At 58.9% G+C, this 22,680-nt stretch carries 15 protein-coding genes; 12 read left to right on the forward strand and 3 right to left on the reverse strand.

Annotation, left to right across the window (positions count from 1 at the left end):
- Window positions 1–6: 6 nt before the first annotated feature.
- Genes SIC19_RS18835 through SIC19_RS18845 form a run of 3 tightly spaced genes read left to right on the forward strand, consistent with a single transcriptional unit; the run spans window position 7 to window position 2,037 of the window.
- Window positions 7–522: an ExbD/TolR family protein gene (locus tag SIC19_RS18835; RefSeq protein ID WP_041334778.1), complete on the forward strand. Its 516-nt coding sequence runs from the start codon at window positions 7–9 to the stop codon at window positions 520–522.
- On the forward strand, window positions 519–1,013 hold the full coding sequence (locus SIC19_RS18840) for an ExbD/TolR family protein (protein WP_127401403.1): 495 nt from the start codon (window positions 519–521) through the stop codon (window positions 1,011–1,013). The genes SIC19_RS18835 and SIC19_RS18840 overlap by 4 nt, the downstream gene beginning before the upstream one ends.
- A complete protein-coding gene (locus tag SIC19_RS18845; protein WP_412535554.1) occupies window positions 1,006–2,037 on the forward strand; it encodes an AgmX/PglI C-terminal domain-containing protein in 1,032 nt (343 codons plus the stop codon). Before SIC19_RS18840 ends, SIC19_RS18845 begins: the two co-directional genes overlap by 8 nt.
- A gap of 18 nt (window positions 2,038–2,055) precedes the next feature.
- Here the strand turns inward: SIC19_RS18845 and SIC19_RS18850 are convergent, their stop codons facing one another.
- Entirely contained in the window at window positions 2,056–2,541 is a 486-nt protein-coding gene (locus SIC19_RS18850; RefSeq protein WP_036205454.1) for a MaoC/PaaZ C-terminal domain-containing protein, read from the reverse strand.
- Between the two features lie 193 nt (window positions 2,542–2,734).
- Between SIC19_RS18850 and SIC19_RS18855 the strand changes: the two genes are divergently transcribed.
- From SIC19_RS18855 to SIC19_RS18870, 4 genes are all read left to right on the forward strand, one after another.
- On the forward strand, window positions 2,735–4,411 hold the full coding sequence (locus SIC19_RS18855; protein WP_091641125.1) for a long-chain fatty acid--CoA ligase: 1,677 nt from the start codon (window positions 2,735–2,737) through the stop codon (window positions 4,409–4,411).
- 536 nt (window positions 4,412–4,947) lie between these two features.
- The gene (gene ltrA / locus SIC19_RS18860) at window positions 4,948–6,339 is read left to right on the forward strand and encodes a group II intron reverse transcriptase/maturase (RefSeq protein WP_127401912.1); all 1,392 of its coding nucleotides are present in this window, start codon (window positions 4,948–4,950) and stop codon (window positions 6,337–6,339) included.
- Window positions 6,340–6,495: 156 nt separating this feature from the next.
- Window positions 6,496–10,422, forward strand: a complete 3,927-nt coding sequence (hrpA, locus tag SIC19_RS18865) for an ATP-dependent RNA helicase HrpA (RefSeq protein WP_185906441.1) — start codon at window positions 6,496–6,498, stop codon at window positions 10,420–10,422.
- A 101-nt stretch (window positions 10,423–10,523) separates the two neighbouring features.
- Complete coding sequence (locus SIC19_RS18870; protein WP_091643847.1) at window positions 10,524–11,645, forward strand: beta-ketoacyl-ACP synthase III; 1,122 nt, start codon at window positions 10,524–10,526, stop codon at window positions 11,643–11,645.
- Between the two features lie 24 nt (window positions 11,646–11,669).
- Here SIC19_RS18870 and SIC19_RS18875 read toward each other — a convergent pair whose 3' ends face one another.
- Window positions 11,670–12,077, reverse strand: coding sequence for an acyl-CoA thioesterase (locus SIC19_RS18875; RefSeq protein ID WP_075195252.1), 408 nt, complete (start codon window positions 12,075–12,077; stop codon window positions 11,670–11,672).
- Window positions 12,078–12,172: 95 nt separating this feature from the next.
- Between SIC19_RS18875 and SIC19_RS18880 the strand changes: the two genes are divergently transcribed.
- The 5 genes from SIC19_RS18880 (at window position 12,173) to dinG (ending at window position 19,257) form a co-directional block, all read left to right on the forward strand.
- Entirely contained in the window at window positions 12,173–12,964 is a 792-nt protein-coding gene (locus tag SIC19_RS18880; protein ID WP_075195251.1) for a VacJ family lipoprotein, read from the forward strand.
- A 36-nt stretch (window positions 12,965–13,000) separates the two neighbouring features.
- A complete protein-coding gene (locus SIC19_RS18885; protein WP_075195250.1) occupies window positions 13,001–14,488 on the forward strand; it encodes a DUF3336 domain-containing protein in 1,488 nt (495 codons plus the stop codon).
- A gap of 98 nt (window positions 14,489–14,586) precedes the next feature.
- Window positions 14,587–16,299, forward strand: a complete 1,713-nt coding sequence (locus tag SIC19_RS18890) for an ExeA family protein (RefSeq protein WP_075195249.1) — start codon at window positions 14,587–14,589, stop codon at window positions 16,297–16,299.
- Between the two features lies 1 nt (window position 16,300).
- Window positions 16,301–17,068 carry a general secretion pathway protein GspB gene (locus SIC19_RS18895; protein WP_041333270.1) on the forward strand — a complete coding sequence of 256 codons (768 nt, stop codon included), beginning with the start codon at window positions 16,301–16,303 and terminating at the stop codon, window positions 17,066–17,068.
- Window positions 17,068–19,257, forward strand: a complete 2,190-nt coding sequence (gene dinG, locus SIC19_RS18900) for an ATP-dependent DNA helicase DinG (RefSeq protein ID WP_041333272.1) — start codon at window positions 17,068–17,070, stop codon at window positions 19,255–19,257. Before SIC19_RS18895 ends, dinG begins: the two co-directional genes overlap by 1 nt.
- 291 nt (window positions 19,258–19,548) lie before the next feature.
- On the opposite strand, the gene SIC19_RS18905 is transcribed toward dinG, so the two are convergent.
- A complete protein-coding gene (locus SIC19_RS18905) occupies window positions 19,549–22,272 on the reverse strand; it encodes a LuxR C-terminal-related transcriptional regulator (RefSeq protein WP_075195248.1) in 2,724 nt (907 codons plus the stop codon).
- Window positions 22,273–22,680 lie beyond the last annotated feature (408 nt).

Genomic DNA, 22,680 nt, shown 5'->3' on the forward strand with positions numbered 1-22,680 from the left:
TGCCGCATGAGACGAAAACATCGCAGGCTTGTCAGTAATCCGGAACTGGATATCACGCCATTCCTGAATCTGATGATCGTGTTAGTCCCGGTATTGCTGCTGGGCATGGTCTTTAGCCAGATTCGTATGATTGAGCTCGACTTTCCCGGGATGGAGTCGGGTGAGTCGCCACAGGCTGACGAACTGCGGCTGGTGGTGGCGTTGATACCCCAGGGCCTGGAAGTGCTGGACAGTGAGAGAGGCGTGATCCGGACCCTGCCGTTGATTGAGGGGGAACAGGACTTCGACGGCCTGAGGGAAACTCTCAAGCAGATCAAGAAGCGGGTGCCGGAGAAGACTGACATCGTTCTGGAGGTCAGCCCGGACATCGACTATCAGACTCTGGTGACTGCGATGGATACGCTCCGCTCCTATCCGGCAGTTGTTGCGGCCAGTGTGGTGAAGGGAGAGCTTTTCCCGGATGTGGCACTGGCAGACGCACCTGAAAACCGGACGTTATCGGTCGAAGGGGAGGGTGCATGAAGACCTCCCGCCGTGCCCGTCGTATCCAGCGCCACTACAGCCGTATGCACCGCCCGGGAGGCCTGAATCTGGTGTCCCTGATGGACATCTTCACGATCCTGGTGTTCTTCCTGATGGTGAACTCGTCCGATGTAAAGGTTATGCAGAACACGGCCGATGTCCCACTGCCGCAATCGACCGCGGACAAGGAGGCGGTCGAAACCCTGATGGTCCAGGTAATCGGCCGGTCCATTCTCGTGCAGGGCCGGGAAGTTGCACGGTTGGATGGCATTGAAACCGGGGACAGCACCATCGGTGGGCTGGCGGATGAGCTTGCCTGGGTGCGTAACCGGAGGGGCCAGGTGCCGGAGCAGGGCTATGAGGTGACCATCATGGCAGGGCGCGCCACCGACTACCGGTTATTGAGAAAGATCATGCAAACCTGCATCGATGAAGACTTCCGGCAGGTCCGGCTGGCCGTTGAGTCGGCGAAGGAGGTCGGCAATGGCTGAGCGTCAGGACCTTTCTCTCAAAAAGGTGTCTCCCAACAATTTCGCGACCAAACACCTTTCATCCGGATTGCCATGGGGCGCGGAAAAGGGAGAAAACCGCCGTTTTGTGCTGGCATTGTTGGTGATGGTGGCGGTCTTTCTGCCTCCTGCGCTGCTTATTCCGGCGTTTCAGCTTCCGGAACCCGACCGCACCGAGGCGGAGAAGATTCCGCCCCAGTTGGCGCGACTGGTAGAGCAACGCGAGGCGCCAAAGCCGATTCCAGTGCCTGAGGTTGAACCTGAACCTGAACCCGAGCCGGCTCCGGAATCTGAGCCCGAGCCCGAACCTGAAAGTACAGAACCCAAAGCGGTGGAGCCGGAATTGGCTGAAGAGGTGCCCCCACCCGAGCCTGTGCGCCCGACACCCGCTCCTTCCCAAACGGTCGAGCAGGCGCGTGAAACCGCCTCCAGGTCGGGTCTGATGGCAATGCAGGACCAACTTGCCAGTATGCGGGCTCCAGAGCCGGACGCCGTGGACACCCTGGCGGCCAACGTCGATGCCGAGACCGCAAGCGGCGATGGAGATCTGTTCGGTGCCGAAACTGACCCCGGCAGGGCGCTTGCTGGCAGCGGCGGCGTCACTCGGGAAGCCGCGCCAGAAACTGAGGTGGCAGTGGCTGGCCATCAGGTTCGAAACGTGGAGGTGGCGCAGGAAGCAGTACCAGAAGCTGCGCCGGAGCCCACCGGCGGACCGGGGCAGCGGGGCATGAGCAACATCCGCCAGGTGTTCGACGCCCAGAAAACGTCACTCTACTCCCTCTACCGACGCGAGCTGCGTCAGGACCCGACGCTGGAAGGTAAGGTTATGCTGGAATTGGTGATCGAACCGGATGGGTCAGTATCGCGTTGCGAGGTGGTGAGCTCCGAGCTGGGCAATCAAAGCCTGGAGCAACGCATTGCCATGCGCGTGCGCCTGTTCAATTTTGGCCAGGACGATGTGGAACCCAGGACGGTGCGATTCCCCATCGATTTCCTGCCGGGTTAATTCAGTGGCCCGTATACGCTAGTGCGCTATGGTAATTTTTGGTAGCTGTGGCTTGCTCAGGGACATCTTTTGGGTAGGAGCGATCACTTTCGCCTCACCGGTCACCACCCGCTCATCGTTCTGGTTGCGGACATCGCAGGATAGGGTTACGCGGTTTTTGCGTTCCTTGGCCAGTACTGTCAATGTCACCGTCAGGGTGTCGTCCAGCTTTACCGGGCGCTTGAACGCCAGGCTCTGTTCCAGGTATATGGTGCCGGGGCCCGGCATCACGGTGGCCAGGGCCGCGGAAATCAGTGAGCCGCTCCACATGCCATGGGCAATCCGTTCCTGGAACATGGAGTCGGCGGCAAACTCCGAATCCAGGTGGACCGGGTTCACATCTCCGGAGACAGCAGCGAACAACACCAGTTCGTCCTCGGTCAGTGTTTTCACATAGGTTGCGGAGTCGCCTTCCTGGAGTTCGTCGTAGGTGATGTTCTCAAGCGTGTCCAAAGTGTCGCTCATGATGGGCTCCAGTGTTGGTGTGATTAGGTTGGTGGCTACAACCGCTACAGTTCTGCTTTGAAAACTACCTCATCGTTCACAAAACTGCTATTCTCTCCCGACTTTTCGAGGCTGATACTTTTGTCTGGTTGATTTTTTGACCAAAACGACATTGGTAAACATTATAAGCACAAATGCCAAACAGGAGATGGTGATGGATTTTGAGCAGTTCTATCAGGACAAATACCCCGCTGGCGTGTCCCTGAACGTAGACCTGGATAAATACAGTAGCATGGTTGACGTATTTGATCAGGCCGTGAACAAGTACGCTGACCGCCCCGCGTTCAGCGCCGTTGGCGCCACGCTCACCTATCGCGACCTGGACACCCAGAGCCGGAATTTTGCCGCCTGGCTGCAGAACAAGACCGACCTCAAGCCGGGCGACCGGATTGCGGTGCAAATGCCCAACGTGTCCCAGTACCCTGTCGTAGTGTTTGGGGCCATGCGCGCGGGCCTGATCGTGGTGAATACCAACCCGCTGTACACCACTCGCGAAATGGAACACCAGTTCAATGATTCCGGTGCCAAGGCGCTTGTAGTGCTGGCGAACATGGCCCATAACGCAGAGAAAGTGCTTCCTCATACCGGCATCGAGCATGTCATTGTGACCGAAATTGCCGACATGCATTCGCCGCTGAAGCGTACGCTGATGAACGCCGCCGTGAAGCACCTGAAGAAAATGGTGCCGGCATTCAGCCTGCCCCAGGCTCACAAACTCCCGGCGGTGCTCAGTGCAGGGGCCAGGGAAAAATTCTCCCCGGTGGAGTGCAAGAAAGACGACATCGCCGTTCTGCAGTACACCGGTGGCACCACCGGTGTGGCCAAGGGCGCGATGCTGACCCACGGCAATCTGGTCGCCAACCTCCTGCAGGCTCGGCCGATGATGGAAGATTCGGTGGAGGAAGGCACGGAAGTGGTTATTGCTCCGCTGCCGCTTTACCACATCTACTCGTTCACCCTGAACTGCGGCATCATGCTTGAAGCTGGCGCCCACAACGTTCTTATCCCGAACCCCCGTGACATCCCCGGATTTGTGAAAGAGCTCAAAAACCATCGTTTCACCGCATTCCTGGGGCTGAACACGCTGTTCGTGGCGCTGTGCAACAACGAAGAATTCAAGGCCCTGGATTTCAGTGCCCTGAAACTGACGTCGTCCGGCGGCATGGCGCTGACCAGCGACACCGCGAAGATGTGGCAGCGTGTTACAGGGTGTGAAATCAGTGAAGGTTACGGCATGACTGAAACCTCTCCGGTTGTCACCTTCAATCCGAACAGCGCGATCCAGCTTGGCACCATTGGCCTGCCGATTCCCGGCACCGAAATCAAAACCATCGACGACGACGGCAACGAAACGCCTCTTGGCGAGCCCGGCGAATTGTGTGTGAAGGGGCCACAGGTGATGCGCGGATACTGGCAGCGTCCGGAAGACACCCAGAAGTCTTTCACTGACGACGGTTTCCTGCAGACGGGTGACATTGCCCTTATCCAGGAAGATGGCTACATCCGCATCGTCGACCGCAAGAAGGACATGATTATCGTGTCTGGCTTCAATGTCTTCCCCAATGAGATTGAAGACGTGGTCAGTGGTCATCCGAAAGTGGTTGAGTGTGCCGCTGTCGGTGTTCCCGATGACAAGAGTGGAGAGGCGGTTAAGGTCTACCTGGTGGCAACCGCGGAAGGTGTTACTGAAAATGAACTGAAAGAGTTCTGCCGCGAACGCCTGACCGCTTACAAGGTCCCCAAATCCTTCGTGTTCCGCGATGAACTGCCGAAGACCAACGTAGGCAAGATCCTGCGGCGCGAGCTGCGTGACGAAGCCAACAGCAAGTAACCGGTTCGTGCGGGCGGTTTAATCGCCCCGAACGGATGATGTGAACCCCGCCTCGGCGGGGTTTTTCCGTTGTGCGCCAGGCATGGCGCGTAGCGCCTTGACGGGCGCTGTTCCGGTACAGGTGGTGCTGGCCGGATGACTTGGGGGTGCAAGTCCCCTGTGGACCCGGCAAGGGGAACCACTAGCCGGACGGCAAGGGTGTCCATCGTGAGATGGAATCTGAAGGAAGCCGCAGGCAAAGCACTGGCCTGACGAACAGAAATCGCATATGAGGCGGTCACACCGGGTAAGGCGTCAACTATCGTCAAAGCCCTGTACTTGCACGGAAGGTGTGGACGTAAATGCGGCGGGCATAAGTGTGAAGGTCACGCGTCTTACCCTGGGAAGTCTGGTTCTCTGCCGCTGTGCTACTCACTTCGCGAGAGGTGGGGATGGGGAGCCAGAACTCAGCCGAGGCCATAGTAGGTGCGTCACCGCGTACGGAAGGGCCGAACATGGTTGGCCGTTAGTAGGCGATGAGTTCTCGTAGTGTGCTTATGAAGACAGAAGCGACCCGGATGGGGCAGGGCATTCAGGAAGGCGCTGGACGGTATCCGGCAGAGACTGAAGTCCGTGTCGAGGCAGACGCGGGGGCTCACTCGTGGACGAACGCGGAGCCGAACACGCTGATGGAACAGGTGCTTGAGCGCCCGAACCTGATGCGTGCGTATCAGCGGGTGGTATCCAATAAGGGTGCCGCCGGTGTCGATCAGATGCCGGTGATGGCCCTGAAGGGCCACCTGCAACAGCATTGGCCAACGCTGCGCGAGCGGCTGTTGGCCGGAGACTACCATCCTCAACCGGTCCGCCGGGTCAGTATCCCCAAGCCGCAAGGCGGGGAGCGGACACTGGGTATCCCAACGGTGCAGGACCGCCTGATCCAACAAGCCCTTCACCAGGTGCTGAGCCCGACGCTGGAACCGACCTTCTCGGATCACAGCTATGGGTTCCGCCCCGGTCGAAGTGCCCACCAGGCGGTCAAGGCGATGCAGCAACACATCAACGACGGCCACCGCTGGGTGGTCGATCTGGATCTGGCCCAGTTCTTTGACCGGGTCAACCACGATGTGCTGATGAGCCTGCTGGCTTGTCGCATAGCCGACCGGCGGATACTCACCCTGATCCGGCGTTACCTGCAAGCCGGCATGCTCGAAGGAGGACTGGTCAGCCCGAGACGGGAAGGCACGCCGCAAGGCGGCCCCCTGTCGCCCTTGCTCTCTAACGTGCTCCTGACCGAACTGGATCGGGAGCTGGAGCGGCGGGGACACCGGTTCTGCCGCTATGCGGACGACTGCAACATTTACGTCAGCAGCAAAAGATCCGGCGAACGGGTGATGGCCAGTATTACCCACTTCCTGGAAACGCGCTTGCGCCTGAAGGTGAATACGGTGAAAAGCGCCGTGGACCGCCCCTGGCGTCGGAGCTTTCTGGGTTACAGCGTGAGCTGGCATAAACGTCAGGTCCGGTTGAGAGTCGCGCCCAAAAGCCTGAAGGCCTTCATGGCCAAGCTTCGCCCCCTGCTGAAACGGTCACGGGGACAGTCGTTGACGACCACCATCCGGAACCTGAACCCGGTGCTGAGAGGCTGGGCAAATTACTATCGCCTGACCGCCTCGAAGCGTTCGGTCGAAGCCCTGGATGGCTGGATAAGACGGCGGCTTCGCCTGATCCTGTGGCAGCAGTGGAAGCGGACCCGCACGCGGGCCCGCAACCTGGTACGGCTAGGCTTGACTGAGATAAGGGCTTGGAGGAGCGCGACCAATGGTCGTGGACCCTGGTGGAACAGTGGCGCGACTCATATGAACGCGGCCCTGCCTAAGAGGGTATTCGACCGTCTGTCTCTGGTAAGCTTGCTGGATACGATGACTCGGCTTCAGAGCCGACCATGAACCGCCGTGGTACGGAACCGTATGCCCGGTGGTGTGAGAGGACGGGGGAGGTAACTCCCCCTCCTACTCGATTAATGAGGCGCGGGATATCGTTAGACTGTCGCCACGCCCGAAGCGAACCGGGTATCCAAGATCCAACAACGGTAAAACGGACCGATGACGCAAGCCCCCCCGGAACAGTCCACGAATACGCCAGACAGCAAGGCCGCCGTAAAAGCCATCATGGAGCAGTTGGATGCCTGCAACCAGTTGGAAGCCGCCCGTATTCACAAGTTGGTCGCCCGGAAAAAAGGGCGTCCGGGGCAAAAGGACCTGGAGAAGATGGCGCAATGGCTCGATCGGGGTCAGGCGCGTGTCACGGAACGCCAGGCATTGCATAAGCCGGCCACCTTTCCGTCATCGCTGCCAGTGTCTGAACGGGTCGATGATATCCGTGAGGCCATTGAACAGAACCAGGTGGTGATTATTGCCGGCGAAACCGGTTCCGGTAAGACCACCCAGATCCCCAAGATCTGCATGAACAGCGGTCGGGGTATTCGCGGGCTGATCGGCCACACCCAACCCCGCCGGATTGCCGCCCGTACCGTAGCCGGTCGTATTGCTGAAGAGCTTGGAGAGCAGACTGGCGGGCAGGTGGGGTATCAGGTACGTTTTACCGACACCACGTCCGACCAGTCGCGGGTCAAAGTCATGACCGATGGCATCCTGCTGTCGGAGGTCCAGCACGACCGGTTCCTGGATCGTTACGATACCCTGATTATTGATGAGGCCCACGAACGCAGCCTTAATATCGACTTTCTGATGGGCTACCTGCGGCAACTGTTGCCGAAACGGCCTGATCTGAAGGTCATCATCACCTCCGCCACCATCGAAGTGGAACGCTTTAGCGAGTTCTTTAGTGGCGCGCCGGTCATCGAAGTCAGCGGGCGAACCTATCCGGTAGATGTGCGTTACCGTCCTCTCACCGGCGATGAGGACGATCGGGACCAGGGTTGGACGGATGGCGTGCTGCGTGCGATGGAGGAAATCGAACAGCACGAACGTGCAGAAAAGCAGCCACCGGGCGACGTACTCGTATTCCTGCCCGGCGAGCGGGAAATTCGCAGCCTCAGCAAGGTACTGCGACACGCCGAGCTGCGCCATACCGAAGTTCTACCATTATATTCTCGGCTCAGTAACCAGGAACAGAACCGGATATTCCAGGGCCACCGGGGGCGTCGGATCGTGCTCTCCACCAACGTCGCGGAGACCTCCCTGACCGTGCCCGGCATACGCTATGTCATCGACACCGGCGTGGCCCGTATCAGCCGTTACAGCGTACGTTCCAAAATCCAGCGCCTGCCCATTGAGCCGGTGTCCCAGGCCAGCGCCAACCAGCGTGCCGGGCGCTGTGGCCGGGTGGCTCCGGGGATTTGTTTCCGGCTTTACGACGAAACCGATTTCATCAACCGGCCCGAGTACACCGACCCGGAGATCCTGCGCACCAACCTGGCCTCGGTTATTCTGCAGATGACCACCTCGGGGCTCGGGGATATCCGCCATTTCCCGTTCCTGGAGCCACCGGACCGTCGCCTGATCAACGATGGCTACAAATTGCTCGAAGAGCTTGGAGCCGTTGATGACAAGCGCCGTGTGACAAACCTTGGCCGTACCATGGCACGCCTGCCGCTGGACCCAAGGCTGGCGCGCATGCTGGTGACCTCCTCGGAACAGGGCAGTCTGGCGGAAACGCTGGTGATCATTGCCGGCCTGAGCGTTCAGGACCCGAGGGAGCGTCCCCAGGACAAACAGCAGGCTGCCGATCAGGCCCACGCGCCGTTCAATGACAAGGAATCGGATTTCCTGACCTTGTTGAATATCTGGAATTTCTACGAGGAACAGCGCCAGGAACTGTCCCAGAATCAGCTGAAAAAGGTCTGCCAGAAGAGCTTTCTGTCGTGGATGCGGATGCGGGAATGGCGCGACATTCACCGGCAACTGACGCTGATTTGCCGTGAGCAGAAACTGAAACTGAACAGAGATGCGGCCAGTTACGAGTCTTTGCACAAAGCCATTCTTGCGGGTTTGCTGGGCCAGGTGGCGGTGAAGCTTGAAAAGAAGGAGTATCTGGCCACCCGCAACCGTAAGGTCATGATCTTTCCGGGCTCAAAAGTGTCGAAAACCGGCCCGAAGTGGATTGTGGCGGCGGAAATTGTCGAAACCAGCCGCGTGTTTGCGCGGGTGGTGGCGAAGATTGAGCCGGAGTGGATCGAGCCCCTGGCCGGGCATGTGGTGAAGCATCACTTCTTCGAACCCCACTGGGAACAGAAACGTGCCCAGGTCATGGGGTATGAAAAGGTCAGTCTCTACGGCCTGGACATTATTGCCAAACGCCGTATTCCCTACAGTAAGGTGGACCCGGAGGAGTGTCGCAACCTGTTCATCCGCCGTGCCCTGGTGGAAGGCGACTACCAGTCCAAGGCGCCCTTTATTGCCCGTAACCGCGAACTGTTGGACACCGTTGAAAACCTGGAGCGCAAAACGCGGCGGCGGGACCTGTTGGTTGAGGACGAAGTGCTGGTGGCGTTCTATGACCAGCGCCTGCCAGCGGATATTGTCAGCGGCCGTCATTTCGAAAGCTGGTGGAAGCAGCTGAGTGCCGACCAGCTCCGTGACATGGAATTGACGGAGGCCGATATCCTCCAGCGCCCGGTGGATGAGCAGGCGGGCTCACTGTATCCGGATTATCTGGAGTGGGAAGGGGTGAGATATCCCCTGAGTTATGAGTTCGAACCCACCAGCGAGCGCGACGGCGTTACGCTCCAGGCACCGGTGATGGCCCTGAAACAGCTTCCGGCGCGGCGGCTTGAATGGCTTGTGCCGGGGCTCTTGAGGGAGAAGTGCATCGCACTGGTCAAAGGCCTTCCGAAGGCGTTGAGGCGCAACTTTGTACCGGTACCGGATTTCGTGGATGCGGCCCTGGAAAATCTTCAGGCTTCAAACGAGCCATTGGCGCTGCAGCTGGGCGAACAGCTCCGGCGAATGACCGGTGTCAGGATTGACCCCGATGCCTGGCCACAGAAGGACCTGCCGAAGCATCTGCGAATGAATCTTCGGGTTGTTGATGATGCGGGCAAGCCCATCGCCGAGGGGCGGGAAACCGAAAAGCTGCAAAGCGAACTGGAAGAGCGGGCAGAGGCGGCCCTGTCATCGGCAACCCGAAGGGAGTCATCGGCCGAACCAGTAAGCAAGTCAACGGGCTGGGATTTCGGATCGCTGCCCGAATCCGTCAGGACAGAAAAAGGCGGTATGGAAGTCACCGTATACCCGGCATTGGAAGACACGGGGGATTCCGTTCGCCAGACACGGTTCCTGGACCGGCTTACGGCGGAGGACGCAACTCGCAAGGCGGTGGCGCGGCTGATCCTGATTCGGCTGGGTAATACGCTGGAGGACATGGAGCGGCGGCTACCGCACTTCAAGTCATCGGCGCTGATGTTCGCGCCGGTCGGTAAGGCCCGGGTGCTGCTGGACGACCTGTTGCTGGCCACGGCGATGCAGCATTTTGTGCCCGACGACGTGCCCCGGGACGAAAATGCGTTCGAGAACGCGTTTAACGCCGGAAGGGCAGAGTTCGTGCCGGCACTTGAGCTGGCTGACGAGCGGCTGCACCAGGCCATGACGGGCTATCATGGCGTGATGAAACAGCTCAAGGGCAAAATCAACCTCGCGCTCGCGAACAGTATGGCGGACTTGAAGTTTCAGCTGCAAAATCTTGTGTATCCGGGTTTTATTGTTGCCACGCCGCCGGAATGGCTTGCCCATTTTGGACGCTATTTCGAGGCAGCCAGCATCCGTTTTGAGAAAATGCCCAGGGAGCTCGGGCGGGAGCGGGAGTTCCTGCACACCATGGAGCCGCTCTGGTCCCGCTACGCCAGCAAACGCGATGAGCAGCAACGCCAGGGGGTAAGGGACCCGGAGCTATTGCTCTATCGCTGGATGCTTGAGGAATTTCGGGTCTCTTTCTTTGCACAACAGCTGGGCACGGCCGTGCCGGTATCGGTCAAGCGCCTGGACAGGCAGTGGGAGCAGACGCGCGTGTAAGCCGGTCATGTTTGCGGGCAAAACGTTTAGACTGTGTTAGTATTTGGGCAATATTGGTGCAGTTAGATTGTTTGTTTTTACAACTATGACGTGGGGTTAGCGTGATTAGAGCCGTTATCAGCGGGACCGGGTTGTACACACCGCCAGCAACCATTACCAACGAAGAGCTGGTGGAGGCATTCAATGCCTTCGTCGAACTTCACAACGCACGTCACGCTGACGATATTGCCAGTGGCGATCTTGAGCCCCTGCAGCCGTCTTCGTCCGCTTTTATTGAAAAAGCGTCTGGCATCAAGCGTCGCCACGTGATTGACAAGCAGGGCATACTCGACCCTGAACGGATGTGCCCGAACATACCGGACCGACCCAACGAAGAAGCCTCGGTGCAATGCGAGATGGCGCTCTCAGCCTGCGAAGAGGCTCTCAAACAGGCCGGCAAGACCGCGGCCGATGTCGATGCGGTTATTGTCGCCTGCTCCAACATGCAGCGCCCGTACCCGGCTATTTCCGTTGAGGTTCAGGACGCGTTGGGCATCGTGGGTTTTGCCTACGACATGAACGTGGCGTGCAGTTCCGCGACCTTTGGGCTGCAGGCGGCGGCGAACGCCGTAGAGAATGGCACGGCCAGGGCGGTGCTGGTGGTCAGCCCGGAAATCTGCTCCGGCCACCTGAATTTCCGTGACCGGGACAGCCACTTCATTTTTGGCGATGCCTGCACCGCCATCCTGGTGGAAAGAGACGCCGACGTTGCGGAAGGGCAGGGCTTTGAGGTTCTCGGAACCAGCCTGGTGACCAAGTACTCCAATAACATTCGCAACAACTTTGGTTTCCTGAATCGGGGCGATAAAGAGGGCATTAACAAGCCGGACAAGCTGTTCGTGCAACAGGGGCGCAAGGTGTTCAAGGAAGTGTCGCCGTTGGTGGCGGAGACGATCCTCAAACAGCTGTCCAGCCTGTCGTTGTCGCCGGATGATCTCAAGCGGCTGTGGCTGCACCAGGCCAACCTGAACATGAACCAATTGATTGCCCGCAAGGTGCTGGGGCGCGACGCAGACACGAAAGAGGCGCCGGTCATTCTGGATGAGTACGCCAACACCAGCTCCGCGGGCTCGATCATTGCGTTCCACAAACACAAGGACGACTTTGGCGCTGGTGAACTGGGCGTGATCTGTTCGTTTGGTGCAGGCTATTCCATCGGCAGCGTTGTGGTTCGCCGCCGATAGGGTATGGGGTGGCGATAGGCGGTCTTAACTGGCCGCCAACGCCCTGAGTTTGTCAGGCAGTGCCATCGACGTGCGTTTGGTGCGGTCAAACCAGACAATTTTCGCATAGCCTTCCGCGTAGAGTGTGCCGGTCTCGGTATCGGTCAGCGTATGATAGGTGTCGAGGCTGGTATTGCCGGCTTTGTCGGCGTATGTTCTGACCTCAACCGTTGCCGGATGGGCCAGTTCCTTCAGAAAGGTGGCGCTGGTCTTTATAATGACCGGACCGTCGGGGTCATTTTCCGCGCCCAGCTCCAGGGACGCCAGCCAGGTGATGCGGGCTTCCTCGAAAAAGCGGAAATAAACCGTATTGTTGGCATGGCCGTATGCGTCCATATCTCCCCAGCGCAAAGGCATGGAGAGTGTGCTAACCAGATTCCCGGGTACTGACATCGGGGCTACTCCTGAAGCAAGGGGTTAATAATAAAAAAGCAGAGCGCCGGTATTTTCGACGAACAGCAACAGTTTTAACAACCTCAGGTCTGACGATGAGAGACTTTTTTTTCCGGCACCCAGTAATCGGCGCCCTGATTTTTATCTGCCTGTGTTCAGGCAATGCGGTCGCGCAAACCGTGCAGCCAGTCGATCCCGACATGGCAGAACGAAAGCTTGATGCCCCTCCGGGCGAGGTCGATCCTTATGAGGACTGGAACCGGAAGGTCTATGCCTTCAACGAAACCATCGATAACTGGTTCCTCCGCCCCGTTGCGAAAGGGTACCGCACCGTCATGCCAGGCTTTGCGGACCGTGCTGTTACCAATTTCTTCAACAACCTGACTGAAATACGTAATCTAGCCAACAGTATCTTCCAATTGAAGGGGGAGTCTGCCGTCGTGGCGGTGGGGAGATTCAATTACAACACGATTTTTGGTCTGGGCGGGTTGATTGATGTGGCCACCATGTTTGGTTTGCATGAGCGCCCGGAGGACTTTGGCCAGACCCTGGGTTACTGGGGCCTGGATTCTGGACCTTACCTGATGCTGCCGTTTTTGGGGCCGTCGAATCCGCGGGACTTTGGTGGGTTTGTATCCGACAACCTGTTGTTGCCCTCAGCCTGGGACCTGGCTGAAACGCCGGATGTCTATTATGCAAGGGCGCTTCAGATTGTTGACAAGCGTGCCGATCTGATCCCTGCGGAAGGGTTCATCTCAGGTGACGGCTATACGTTCGTGAGAAACGCGTACCTGCAACGGCGGGCTTACCTGATCAACGATGGCAGAACCGTAGATGATCCTTTTGCCAGCGATGACAATGAGGATTTGATGCTCGAGGATTTCTGACGCATCGAATCGGCTGGAACAACGGAGGTTTACCAGATGGTTGATGACCGCATCCGGAAATTCCGCAAAATGCTGGCGGAGGCGCCCAATTACGAAGTCTGGAAGGCCGCGGCGCTGGAGCTGGATTTCCTTGAGGGCAATGTGGAGTGGAAGGAGGAATTTGGCTCCGACCTTTACCATTACGAGCTCATCTACGACCGGCTCAGCAACCTCCGCACCTACCGGCAGCAGAATGATTTCGAGCGCCTGAAGCGCGCGCTCAGGGAAGGGCTGCACCACGACCTGGGGAACATGGGTAATACCGCCCTGTACACCCGCTCACGGGTCGGCACCAAGCATCTTATCGAGGAATACATTACCCAGGTCTGCGAGTCGCTCGATTTCCTGTGTGACACCAAAGTACCGGGATTCCCAGTGGCCGAGAAGCTGCAGTTCTTCCGCGATACCCTGACCAGTTACGGTCGCCCGGCCTTGCTGCTCAGCGGCGGTGCCACGCTGGGCATGTTCCATTTCGGCGTTATTAAGGCACTCTGGGAAAAAGGACTGCTGCCGCAGGTCATTGCCGGCTCCAGCATCGGCGCCATTATCGCTGGCATACTGGGTGTCCACAGCGATGCGGAAATACCGGACATGCTGGTGCCTGAAAACCACGACATGAGGGCCTGGAAATGGCGGGGGCTGTTCAGTGCCATCCGGGGTGACGGCCTGATGGATCAGGAGCAGTTGAAGGCGTGCCTGCGTGCCAATATCGGGGAATACACCTTTGAAGAGGCGTTCCAGAAGACCGGGCGTTCCATCAACGTCAGTGTGTCACCGGTCCAGACCCACCAGAAAGCCCGTTTGTTGTGTGGCTACACGTCACCCTATCTGTTGGTCTGGAGTGCCGTGCTGGCCAGCGCGGCAGTGCCGGGTATCTTCCCGCCGGTACCGCTGATGAAGAAGGACATTCAGGGCAACGTGCTGCCCTACATGTCGCGGCTGAAGTTCGTGGACGGGTCGGTGGTCAGCGACTTGCCCATCGAACGGCTGATGCACCTTTACGACGTGAACTTCACCATTGTCAGCCAGACCAATCCCCATGTGGTGCCTTTTCTGAACCGGCGAGGCCGGGATGAAAAGATCAATGTCGCCAACCTGCCGATGCACCTGCTGAAATCGGAAATCCAGTTCCATGGCCAGGGCCTGTTCGATTATCTGCGAAAACGCGTTCAGCCGGAAATGCTTCGGCAGGTAGCGGGCCAGATGTACACCATTATGGGGCAGCGCTATTCCGGGGATGTCACCATCTCGCCGACGTATCGTCTTCGTGACTACCGTCGCATGTTATCCAACCCTGATCCGGCATGGGTCCGGGAGATGATATTGCAGGGCGAGCGTGCGACCTGGCCCAAGATTTCAATGATTCGCTCCCACGCCAGAATCTCCAAGACCCTGGAGCGATGCATTCGCCGCTTGAAATCCGAACAGCGCCGCTCTACAGCTGAACTGAGACTGGTAAGCAATGCGGATTCCGGCACTTCATGAGATGACAGCCCCGGGAGCCGGGCGGTATGATACCGCGATAGCCGGGGAGCCCGATGGCGGCTCCCGCAAGCTCCGCCTGAGCACCTGACTGGACACGCATGTACTACGATTTCTTCGGTTTTCGGGAGCCCCCGTTTTCGATAGCCCCGGACCCCCGCTATCTGTATCTGAGCGAACGCCATAAAGAAGCGCTGGCGCATCTGATGTATGGCGTGCAGGGGCAGGGCGGTTTTATCGTGATCACTGGAGAAGTCGGCACGGGCAAGACCACTGTCAGCCGTTGTTTCATCGAGAATGTGCCTGATCATGTAGACATTGCACTGATCCTCAATCCCAGGTTGTCTGCCCGTGAGCTGTTGTCATCCATCTGCGATGAGCTTGAGATTGCCCATCCGGTCGGATCATCCATCAAGGAACTGGTGGGACTGATCAATGATGACCTGCTCAAGGCCCATGCAGCGGGCCGCCATAAGGTTCTGATGATTGATGAAGCCCAGAACCTGTCCGCCGAAGTGCTTGAACAGCTCCGATTGCTGACCAATCTCGAAACCGCTGAGAAAAAACTGCTGCAGATTGTGTTGCTGGGACAACCTGAACTGCAGGAGATTCTGGGGCTACCAGAGCTCCGCCAGTTAAATCAGCGGGTAACGGCCCGTTATCACCTCGACGCCCTGGGTCGAGCAGAGATAGAGGCTTACCTGCGTTACCGGCTCAGCGTGGCAGGCCTCCGGGGCGAGATCTTTACTGATCGCGCGATCCGGGCTTTGTACCGCGCCAGCCATGGTGTACCGAGACTGATTAACCTGATCAGTGACCGTGCATTGCTGGGCGCCTACGCCGAAGGCGAGCACCAGATCACTGCTCCCCATATCCGTAACGCTGCCCGGGAAGTGAACGGCCAGAATCTGCCCAGGCGCGCTGGGCCGTCTCGAAAGTCCCATGCGCTGATGTTGGCTGCAGCCCTGCTGATGGCCATCATCATGACCACGTGGCTGTTCATAGGGCTTCCGGGGAGCGGTGGACCCGAGCCCGATGCTGTCGCCGAAAATCAGGGAAGGTCCCTTACTGGCGCCATCGAACGGGTCGAGCTGGATATGCCTGTTGTCGAGTTGTCGGAAAAGCTTCCCGAAGCCAGTGAGCAGACCAGTGACTCACGCGAGGAGGAACCACTGCCCGAATTTGAGTTCCCGGACCAGACCATCTCTTTGCCAGTGGCTTTTCGCGAGCTGTTTGAACTATGGGGGTTGGAATACCGCGCCTCGGAAAGCCCAGTGGCGTGTGAGTTTGCCGAGGGGCAGGGACTGCGTTGCCTGCAGAACAAGGGCGCACGCCGAAGCCTGGAGTTTCTGGACCGGCCGGCGATACTTCAGCTTCGCAACGGCAATGGGGACAGTCACTATGCGGTCCTGAGCGGCCTCCAGGATAATCGCGCCACTATCGAACTCCCGAGTGGTCGCCAGGAGGTCACCTTCTCCAGCCTGGAGCCCTATTGGTTTGGCGAATTTACCGTACTTTGGGAAGCGCCTGCGTACACGTTGGGCGATGCGTCCGGTAGCGCTCAGGGTAATGAAAGGGTGGCCGAGCAGATCTGGATGGGCTCAAGAATGATGGAACTGGCCAGCCGATACGCCGAAAGCCGGCAGGAAGAGAGCCGCGTCAACCGTATGCCGATCGAAGAACAGGTCCGCTGGTACCAGCAGCAAAGAGGCCTGACGGTCGATGGCATTGCCGGTGCCATGACCATCATCCAGATGAATAACGACCTGGAATCCGCCGTGCCCCGGCTGACGTCCGGAAGGATGGTGAACTGACATGTCCTATATCCTTGATGCTCTCCGGAAATCCGAAACTGAAAGACGGCAGGGTCGGATTCCGGACCTTGGCCAGCAGGTACAGCTGATCCACAAACCACGGAAAAAATCGATTCCGATTCTGGTGTGGGTTGCGCTGGGCCTGGTGCTCAACGCGGCTGTATTGGCCTGGATCTTCTGGCCCCAGGGGCGTCAGGCTTCCCTGACGGATCAAACAATCCCGTCGGCTGGCGTGGCTGCGCCCGCACCCACACCCACCGTTGAACCGGTTATAGTTGATGACAAGCCGGAACCTGCGGGCCAGGTATCGACGCCCGAACGTGTACAATCGCCGCCGACCCGTGACACGCTCGAGGGTGCTATCGAGATTCCAACACCGGGAGCGAATACCGACTCTCCAGCGGATGCGGTAGCGGAAACCGGTGACGAGAATGAGCGGGAGCGACCCACGGTGATTGTGCCCACGCCGCGAACGCCAAGTGCCGTCAATCCCAGCGAGCGGGACGGTGCCACCGCACAGACGGCGCCGCACCTTGTAGAGCTTCCACTTTCCTTCCAGAAAAGGGTGCCAGACCTGATTTTTAACAGCCATATCTATGCGTCCGAGCCGTCGGCCCGCCGGGTCATGATCAATGACAACTACCTGCGCCCCGGAGAGTCGTTTTCCGGTATCACCGTCGAACGGATTACCGAGGAAGGCGTGGAGCTGAGCATGGATGGCCGTCGCTTCCGGGTGGGTGTGGTTCGCAACTGGGTGAGCCCCGACTGATGGCACTCACCGAGGACGTCAAACAGCAGATTCAGCAGACCTACCGTGACGTGTTGGCCGGCAAGGACATCCGTGCCCGCTATGGCCAGCGCCTGATGATCGCCGAGATTGCCCGCTACATGGGCGAGATCACCGAGAATGACGGCCAGCGCACCTCTCCAGCCGGCACCTGCGTGGTGGAGGCGGGCACAGGCACGGGCAAGACCCTGGCCTATTTGATTGCCGCCATTCCGGTGGCCCGTGCCCTTGGCAAGACACTGGTGATATCAACAGCGACCGTTGCCCTGCAGGATCAGATCGTCCACAAAGACCTTCCGGACCTGAAAAAGCACAGCAAACTGGATTTCACCTGGACCCTTGCCAAAGGTCGTGGCCGCTACTTGTGTATGTCTCGTCTCGAAGCTCGCCTGCATGACGAGGGTAACGGCGACAGCGATACCATGCCGCTGTTCCTGCTGGATGGGCCCGGCAAGGAAGAACCCGGCACCCGGGCCTATTTTGAAGACATGCTGGCCAGTTACGGGTCCCGGAAGTGGGACGGTGATCGCGACCATTGGCCGGATCAGATACCCGATGACATCTGGCGCCAGGTCACCACCGACCATCGTCAGTGTACCAATCGCCACTGTAGCTATTTCGACAGCTGTGCCTTCTTCGACGCCCGAAAAGACCTCGATGATGCCGACATCGTGGTGGCCAACCACGACCTGGTGCTGGCAGACCTTGCCCTTGGCGGTGGTGCCATTCTGCCGGAGCCGGAAAATGCATTGTTTATCTTTGATGAGGCACATCACCTGCCGGACAAGGCACTGAATCACTTTGCGGCGTCGGTGCCGCTGAATGCCACGCGGCAATGGCTCAAGCAGCTATCCCAGGCACTGGGAAAGATGCAGCCGTTCCTCACGCCCGGCACCCAGGCCGCGAAGACCATCGACAGGATCAGTTCCGCCTCCCGTGAAGTGGATATCTGTCTGACGAGGGTGTACGACGAGGCCGAACAGAATACCGGTTGGGAGTTCAATGAGGAGCGACGCTCCGCCCAGTGGCGCTACCCGGAGGGCGAATTGCCCGAGGTGCTTGCCGGCCTGGCGGTGGAAACCCGGGTGGCGACGGCCACCCTGGTTCGCCAGCTTGGTGTGATGGTGGACGAATTACAGACGGCCTTCGATGAACGCAAGGCCAGCGATGTCGACCGCGATACTGCGGAATCCTGGTATCCGGTGATTGGATCGTTCCACAGCCGTGCTGAGGACCAACTGCGGTTGTGGGTCGCGTGGTGTGATAATCCGGGCCAACCGGCCAGTGAGCCGGCAGAAGGTGAGGAATCAGCGCCTGAGCCTAAGAAGCGGTCCGGGCCACCGGCCGCCCGTTGGTCGGTGCGACAGCGCTGGGAACACGCGGAAGACATTACGCTCTACAGTAGCCCGGTGCTGGCGGATAATCTGCTTTATTCCAGGCTCTGGTCGCGGGCCTATGGCGCTGTGTTGACCAGTGCAACCCTGACCGCCCTTGGGCGCTTTGATCGGCTCAAGGCCAGAGCAGGTTTGCCCGAAGCCAGCCGCTTCGTGGTGGTGCCCAGTTCCTTCCGCTATGGCGAAATGGCAACCGTGGAAGTACCGGCCATGACCGCCATGCCCACGGACGATAGCTTTACGGACCAGGTGGTATCGCGGCTACCGGCCTTGTGGGCCGGGGAGAAGGCGACCCTGGTGTTGTTTACCTCCAGGCGCCAGATGCAGTTGGTGCGGGATGCCCTGGCGCCGGAATACCCGGATCTGATCACCACTCAGGACGATATGGCCAAGGGCGAGGTCCTGCGCCGCCATTGCAGCCGTGTAGATGAGGGGCTGCCCAGTGTGTTGTTCGGTGTGGCAAGTTTTGCAGAGGGCATTGACCTGCCTGGCAAGTACCTGAGCCATGTGGTGATTACCCGACTGCCGTTTTCGGTACCGGATGATCCCATCGAAGCCAGCCTGGCGGAATGGGTGACGCACCGCGGCGGTAACCCGTTCATGGAAATAACCGTACCCGACGCCTCCATCAAACTGGTGCAGGCCGTTGGTCGCCTGCTACGGACCGAGTCGGACACCGGCCGCGTCACCATCCTTGATCGTCGCATCATCGCCCGTCGATACGGGCAGTTGTTGTTGGACGCCTTGCCGCCTTTCCGGCGAATCATAGAGCCCTGATCAATAGAGCACTGATAAAAAGAGAGCCATAAAAAAAGAGCCAACCCATGTGGGTGGCTCTTATAGAGTGGGTCCTTATCGAACCCGGGCGTCGAAACAACGCGGAACAAGAAGTCTGAAGGCCTGAAGTTTCAGAAATCTTACCGAGGTTTCCCTCAGCGTTGGGAGCATAGTAAGGGAGGAGGGGGCGTATCCGGATCGTCCAAAGGGCGTAGTGGGCGTATAAAATTCGACAAAAGCGTGATGCGCGTCACAAAAGTTGCCCGAAAGACGGCTTCAGTGAGTCAAGAGTCAGGCCAGTAGCCGAAGTTCCCTTGCTTTTGCCAACGCCTCGGTGCGGGATCCGACTGCAAGCTTGCCGTAAAGGTTGCGAATGTGGGCTTTTACGGTGGTAGGCGCCACCCCCATCGTGTTTGCGATGTCCTTGTTGGCGAGGCCCTGATTGATGAGATCCAGCACTTCCAGTTCCCGCTGACTCAGGGGTTCGGGGAGATCTGTGTTGCCCGGGGCCGCCTGCGTATCCCTCTGCGAGTCTTCCGGCTCTGTTTCAGCGGTTTCTGCCTCTGCCAGTTCCGAGAGCATGGCTGTGACCCGGCTGTTCCAGCGGCCTGGCGCCTTGAGAACCGGCAGCGCTCTACACAGCTGGCGGATGGTAGGACTCTCCTCCGCAAGCAGGCGCATGAATCCGGCCTCTGATGCCCGCTGGACGGCCTGGGCCAGCATCTGTTCCGCTTCTTTCGTTTTACCTTCGGCGAACAGCGCCTCGCTGTAGACCAACTGGATTTCCACCAGATGGCGGTAGTGCTGATCCTGCTCTGCGCTGAGTCGGAGGGGGGCCAAAGTTGCCATGGCGTCGCCCGGGCGGCCAAGCGCCACCTGAACACGGGCGATGCTGATTTGGTTCTGTTCCCGGTTCAGCGGATTGGTGAACCGGTCAGTGCTCACCTGTTGCACCCATTTTTTCGCCAGCTCCAGATGACCGGTGGCGAGATAGCAACGAGCCAGCATGGCTGAGCAGGCTGGCGGCTCGAACAGGATGTGGTCCCGACGACGTCTTGCAACGCTGGCGGCATCTTCCAATGCTTCCATCGCTTCCTGGTAGCGCCCTTCACTGAAGGCCAGGTGGCCACGCACGTACTGGATAACCACGTGCTGCCCCGGTTCGGTGCCATTGTTGACATGGTCCAGCAGCGGGGCCAGGTAGGAGGCGGCCAACTGGGGTTCGTTTCGCTCCCGGTAAATCTCGATCAGGGCGCTGTTTTGCCAGCATGAAATCAACATGGGCTGGCGTGGGTCGCTGTGGTGCTGGTCGACCCATTGCCGCACACGGGTGCAGGTATCCAGGGCTTCGTCGATATCTCCGCGGTTGTACTGAATCCATGCAAGCAGGCCGCCGCTTGAGAGTACGGTACTGGGTTTGCGCTCCAGTTCCCCATAACGCACAGCGGAGGTCAGGGCGTCCTCGGCGGCTGCCAGGTCCCCCTTACCGTAATAGTCCAGTCCGACTCCGTAATAGGTCACGGATTTCAAGGGTATGCGTGTGTGGTCAATGTCACGCAATACCTGTTGGGTCAGGTCGCTGGCGCTTTTATCGTCGCTTTTCGATCGCGCCAGATAAGAGCGGATCAGTGAAATCTCACTCTGCAGGCCCAGGGCGCCCTCGGCATCGGGGTGGGAATCGGCCACCTGTTGGTCGAGCATGTCTTCCAGTTCGCCCAGGAGTGGCTCCAGCACGTCTACCCGGTTGGCGAAAAACAGCGCCCACACTCTCAGCATCAACAGTTGTGGGCTGTCCTGCAGAGTGTTGGCGGGCAGGGAATCCAGCCAGCTCAGCACCGGAAGATGAAAACCGCCGTGGATCAGGTTGTTGCCGTGTTCAGCCAGTACCTTTGCGAGCCAGGGCCAGTCCTGATGCTGGACAATCTGGGAAATGCCTTCCTGAACGTGGCCATGGATCAGCAACCAGTGGACTGCCCGCTGCCACTGCTTTTCGGTATCTTCCGGCTTGAACTGTCTCACCCGTTGTAACAGCGCGTCCCGGAACAGGTCGTGATAACGGAACCATTCATTGTGGGTGTCCAGCGGAATCAGGAACAGGTTCTCCCGCAGCAGCTGTTCCAGCAGGACCTGGCTGTTGGTAGTGCCGCGAACCGCATCGCAGAGTGAGGCACACAGGCGTGGGCAACAGGCGGTATCAAGCAGGAAGTCGCGCACCGGTGCAGGTTGCTGCTCCAGCACTTCGGTCAATACGTAATCGCTGATGCGTCGCTCGTCCAGGTCGATGCGTTGGTGGCCGGCCCCGGATTTCTGATCATCGATGCTACCGCCGGACAGCGCGGACAATTGCATGGCGGCCACCCACCCCTCGGTTTTGCTGCAGATCCTGCGAATCTCCAGCTCGGAGAGTTCAAGCCCCATGGTGTCGTGGAAGAAGCGCTGGCACTCCTCCTCGGAAAACGCCAGCAGGCCTGGGTGTATGTTCTCCACCCAGCGGCGCACCCGCCAGCGTGAGAGCGGCAAAGCTGGTTCGGTACGGGATGCCAGGGTCACCAGGAACCCAGGCGGCAGGTAGTCCATGAAATACGACACCTGGCGCTGTAATTGTGGGTCACGGATAAAGTGATAGTCGTCCAGGACCAGCGACCAGGGCGCTCCATCGGCGGCGAGAACGTTGATCAGCCCGGTAATGGGGCCTTCCAGTTCCTGGAGGCTGCAGTGGCTGAGTTGTTGACGGCATTGCTCCAGACCCACGAGACCATTGTGTTCAAACGCCCCCACCACGTACTGCCAGAATCGGCGTGGCTCGTCATCATGCTCATCCAGGGATAGCCAGGCAACGGTAGAAGGGGACTGGGAGCACCATTGGCTGACCAGCGTGGTCTTGCCAAAACCCGCTGGCGCCACTACCAGATTCAACCGCTTGGCACCGTCCGGCTGCAGCAGGGCGCTCAGGCGTTCCCGTTTTACCGAACGGGGGTCCGCGGTTGGTCTGAGGAATTTGGTGGTTAACAGCATCGTTTCCCTGAATGCCCGTAAATGGCAAGTGTCCCGTATGGTTAATTCGTTGACCTACTGCGTGACGCTGCGGCCTCTGGCCAAGGCGTCAGTCCGCAGGTGTGGTGGTTCCACATCAAGGGCTGGCAACACGGGCCAGAGGCCGCAGCGTCTCGCCCTTCGGGAGCCACTGAGGGTCTTGATAGCCGCGTTGCGCTGGTTCGATTTGGAGCCACCAAACCTTCACCATCGCGCCTAGCTCTCAAGACCCTCAGTGGCTCAGTAGGTTAACGAATTAACCAGACGGGACACCAGATAACGGATTGTGTGCTTTGTCACAGTTAAGTCAAGGGCCGCAAAGACAAATGACGCCGTCGTCATGCTGCGTTCTGGCGTTTTTGGTCTAAACTGTGTTGGATGGGATTCTGT

The organism is Marinobacter sp. MIT930201 (assembly GCF_047122665.1).
Lineage (GTDB): Bacteria > Pseudomonadota > Gammaproteobacteria > Pseudomonadales > Oleiphilaceae > Marinobacter > Marinobacter salarius.

Coding starts and splice junctions, on each gene's coding strand:
- SIC19_RS18835 (WP_041334778.1), top strand. CDS start 7: ATGAGACGAAAACATCGCAGGCTTGTCAGTAATCCGGAACTGGATATC.
- SIC19_RS18840 (WP_127401403.1), top strand. CDS start 519: ATGAAGACCTCCCGCCGTGCCCGTCGTATCCAGCGCCACTACAGCCGT.
- SIC19_RS18845 (WP_412535554.1), top strand. CDS start 1,006: ATGGCTGAGCGTCAGGACCTTTCTCTCAAAAAGGTGTCTCCCAACAAT.
- SIC19_RS18850 (WP_036205454.1), bottom strand. CDS start 2,541: ATGAGCGACACTTTGGACACGCTTGAGAACATCACCTACGACGAACTC.
- SIC19_RS18855 (WP_091641125.1), top strand. CDS start 2,735: ATGGATTTTGAGCAGTTCTATCAGGACAAATACCCCGCTGGCGTGTCC.
- ltrA (WP_127401912.1), top strand. CDS start 4,948: ATGAAGACAGAAGCGACCCGGATGGGGCAGGGCATTCAGGAAGGCGCT.
- hrpA (WP_185906441.1), top strand. CDS start 6,496: ATGACGCAAGCCCCCCCGGAACAGTCCACGAATACGCCAGACAGCAAG.
- SIC19_RS18875 (WP_075195252.1), bottom strand. CDS start 12,077: ATGTCAGTACCCGGGAATCTGGTTAGCACACTCTCCATGCCTTTGCGC.
- SIC19_RS18880 (WP_075195251.1), top strand. CDS start 12,173: ATGAGAGACTTTTTTTTCCGGCACCCAGTAATCGGCGCCCTGATTTTT.
- SIC19_RS18885 (WP_075195250.1), top strand. CDS start 13,001: ATGGTTGATGACCGCATCCGGAAATTCCGCAAAATGCTGGCGGAGGCG.
- SIC19_RS18890 (WP_075195249.1), top strand. CDS start 14,587: ATGTACTACGATTTCTTCGGTTTTCGGGAGCCCCCGTTTTCGATAGCC.
- SIC19_RS18895 (WP_041333270.1), top strand. CDS start 16,301: ATGTCCTATATCCTTGATGCTCTCCGGAAATCCGAAACTGAAAGACGG.
- dinG (WP_041333272.1), top strand. CDS start 17,068: ATGGCACTCACCGAGGACGTCAAACAGCAGATTCAGCAGACCTACCGT.
- SIC19_RS18905 (WP_075195248.1), bottom strand. CDS start 22,272: ATGCTGTTAACCACCAAATTCCTCAGACCAACCGCGGACCCCCGTTCG.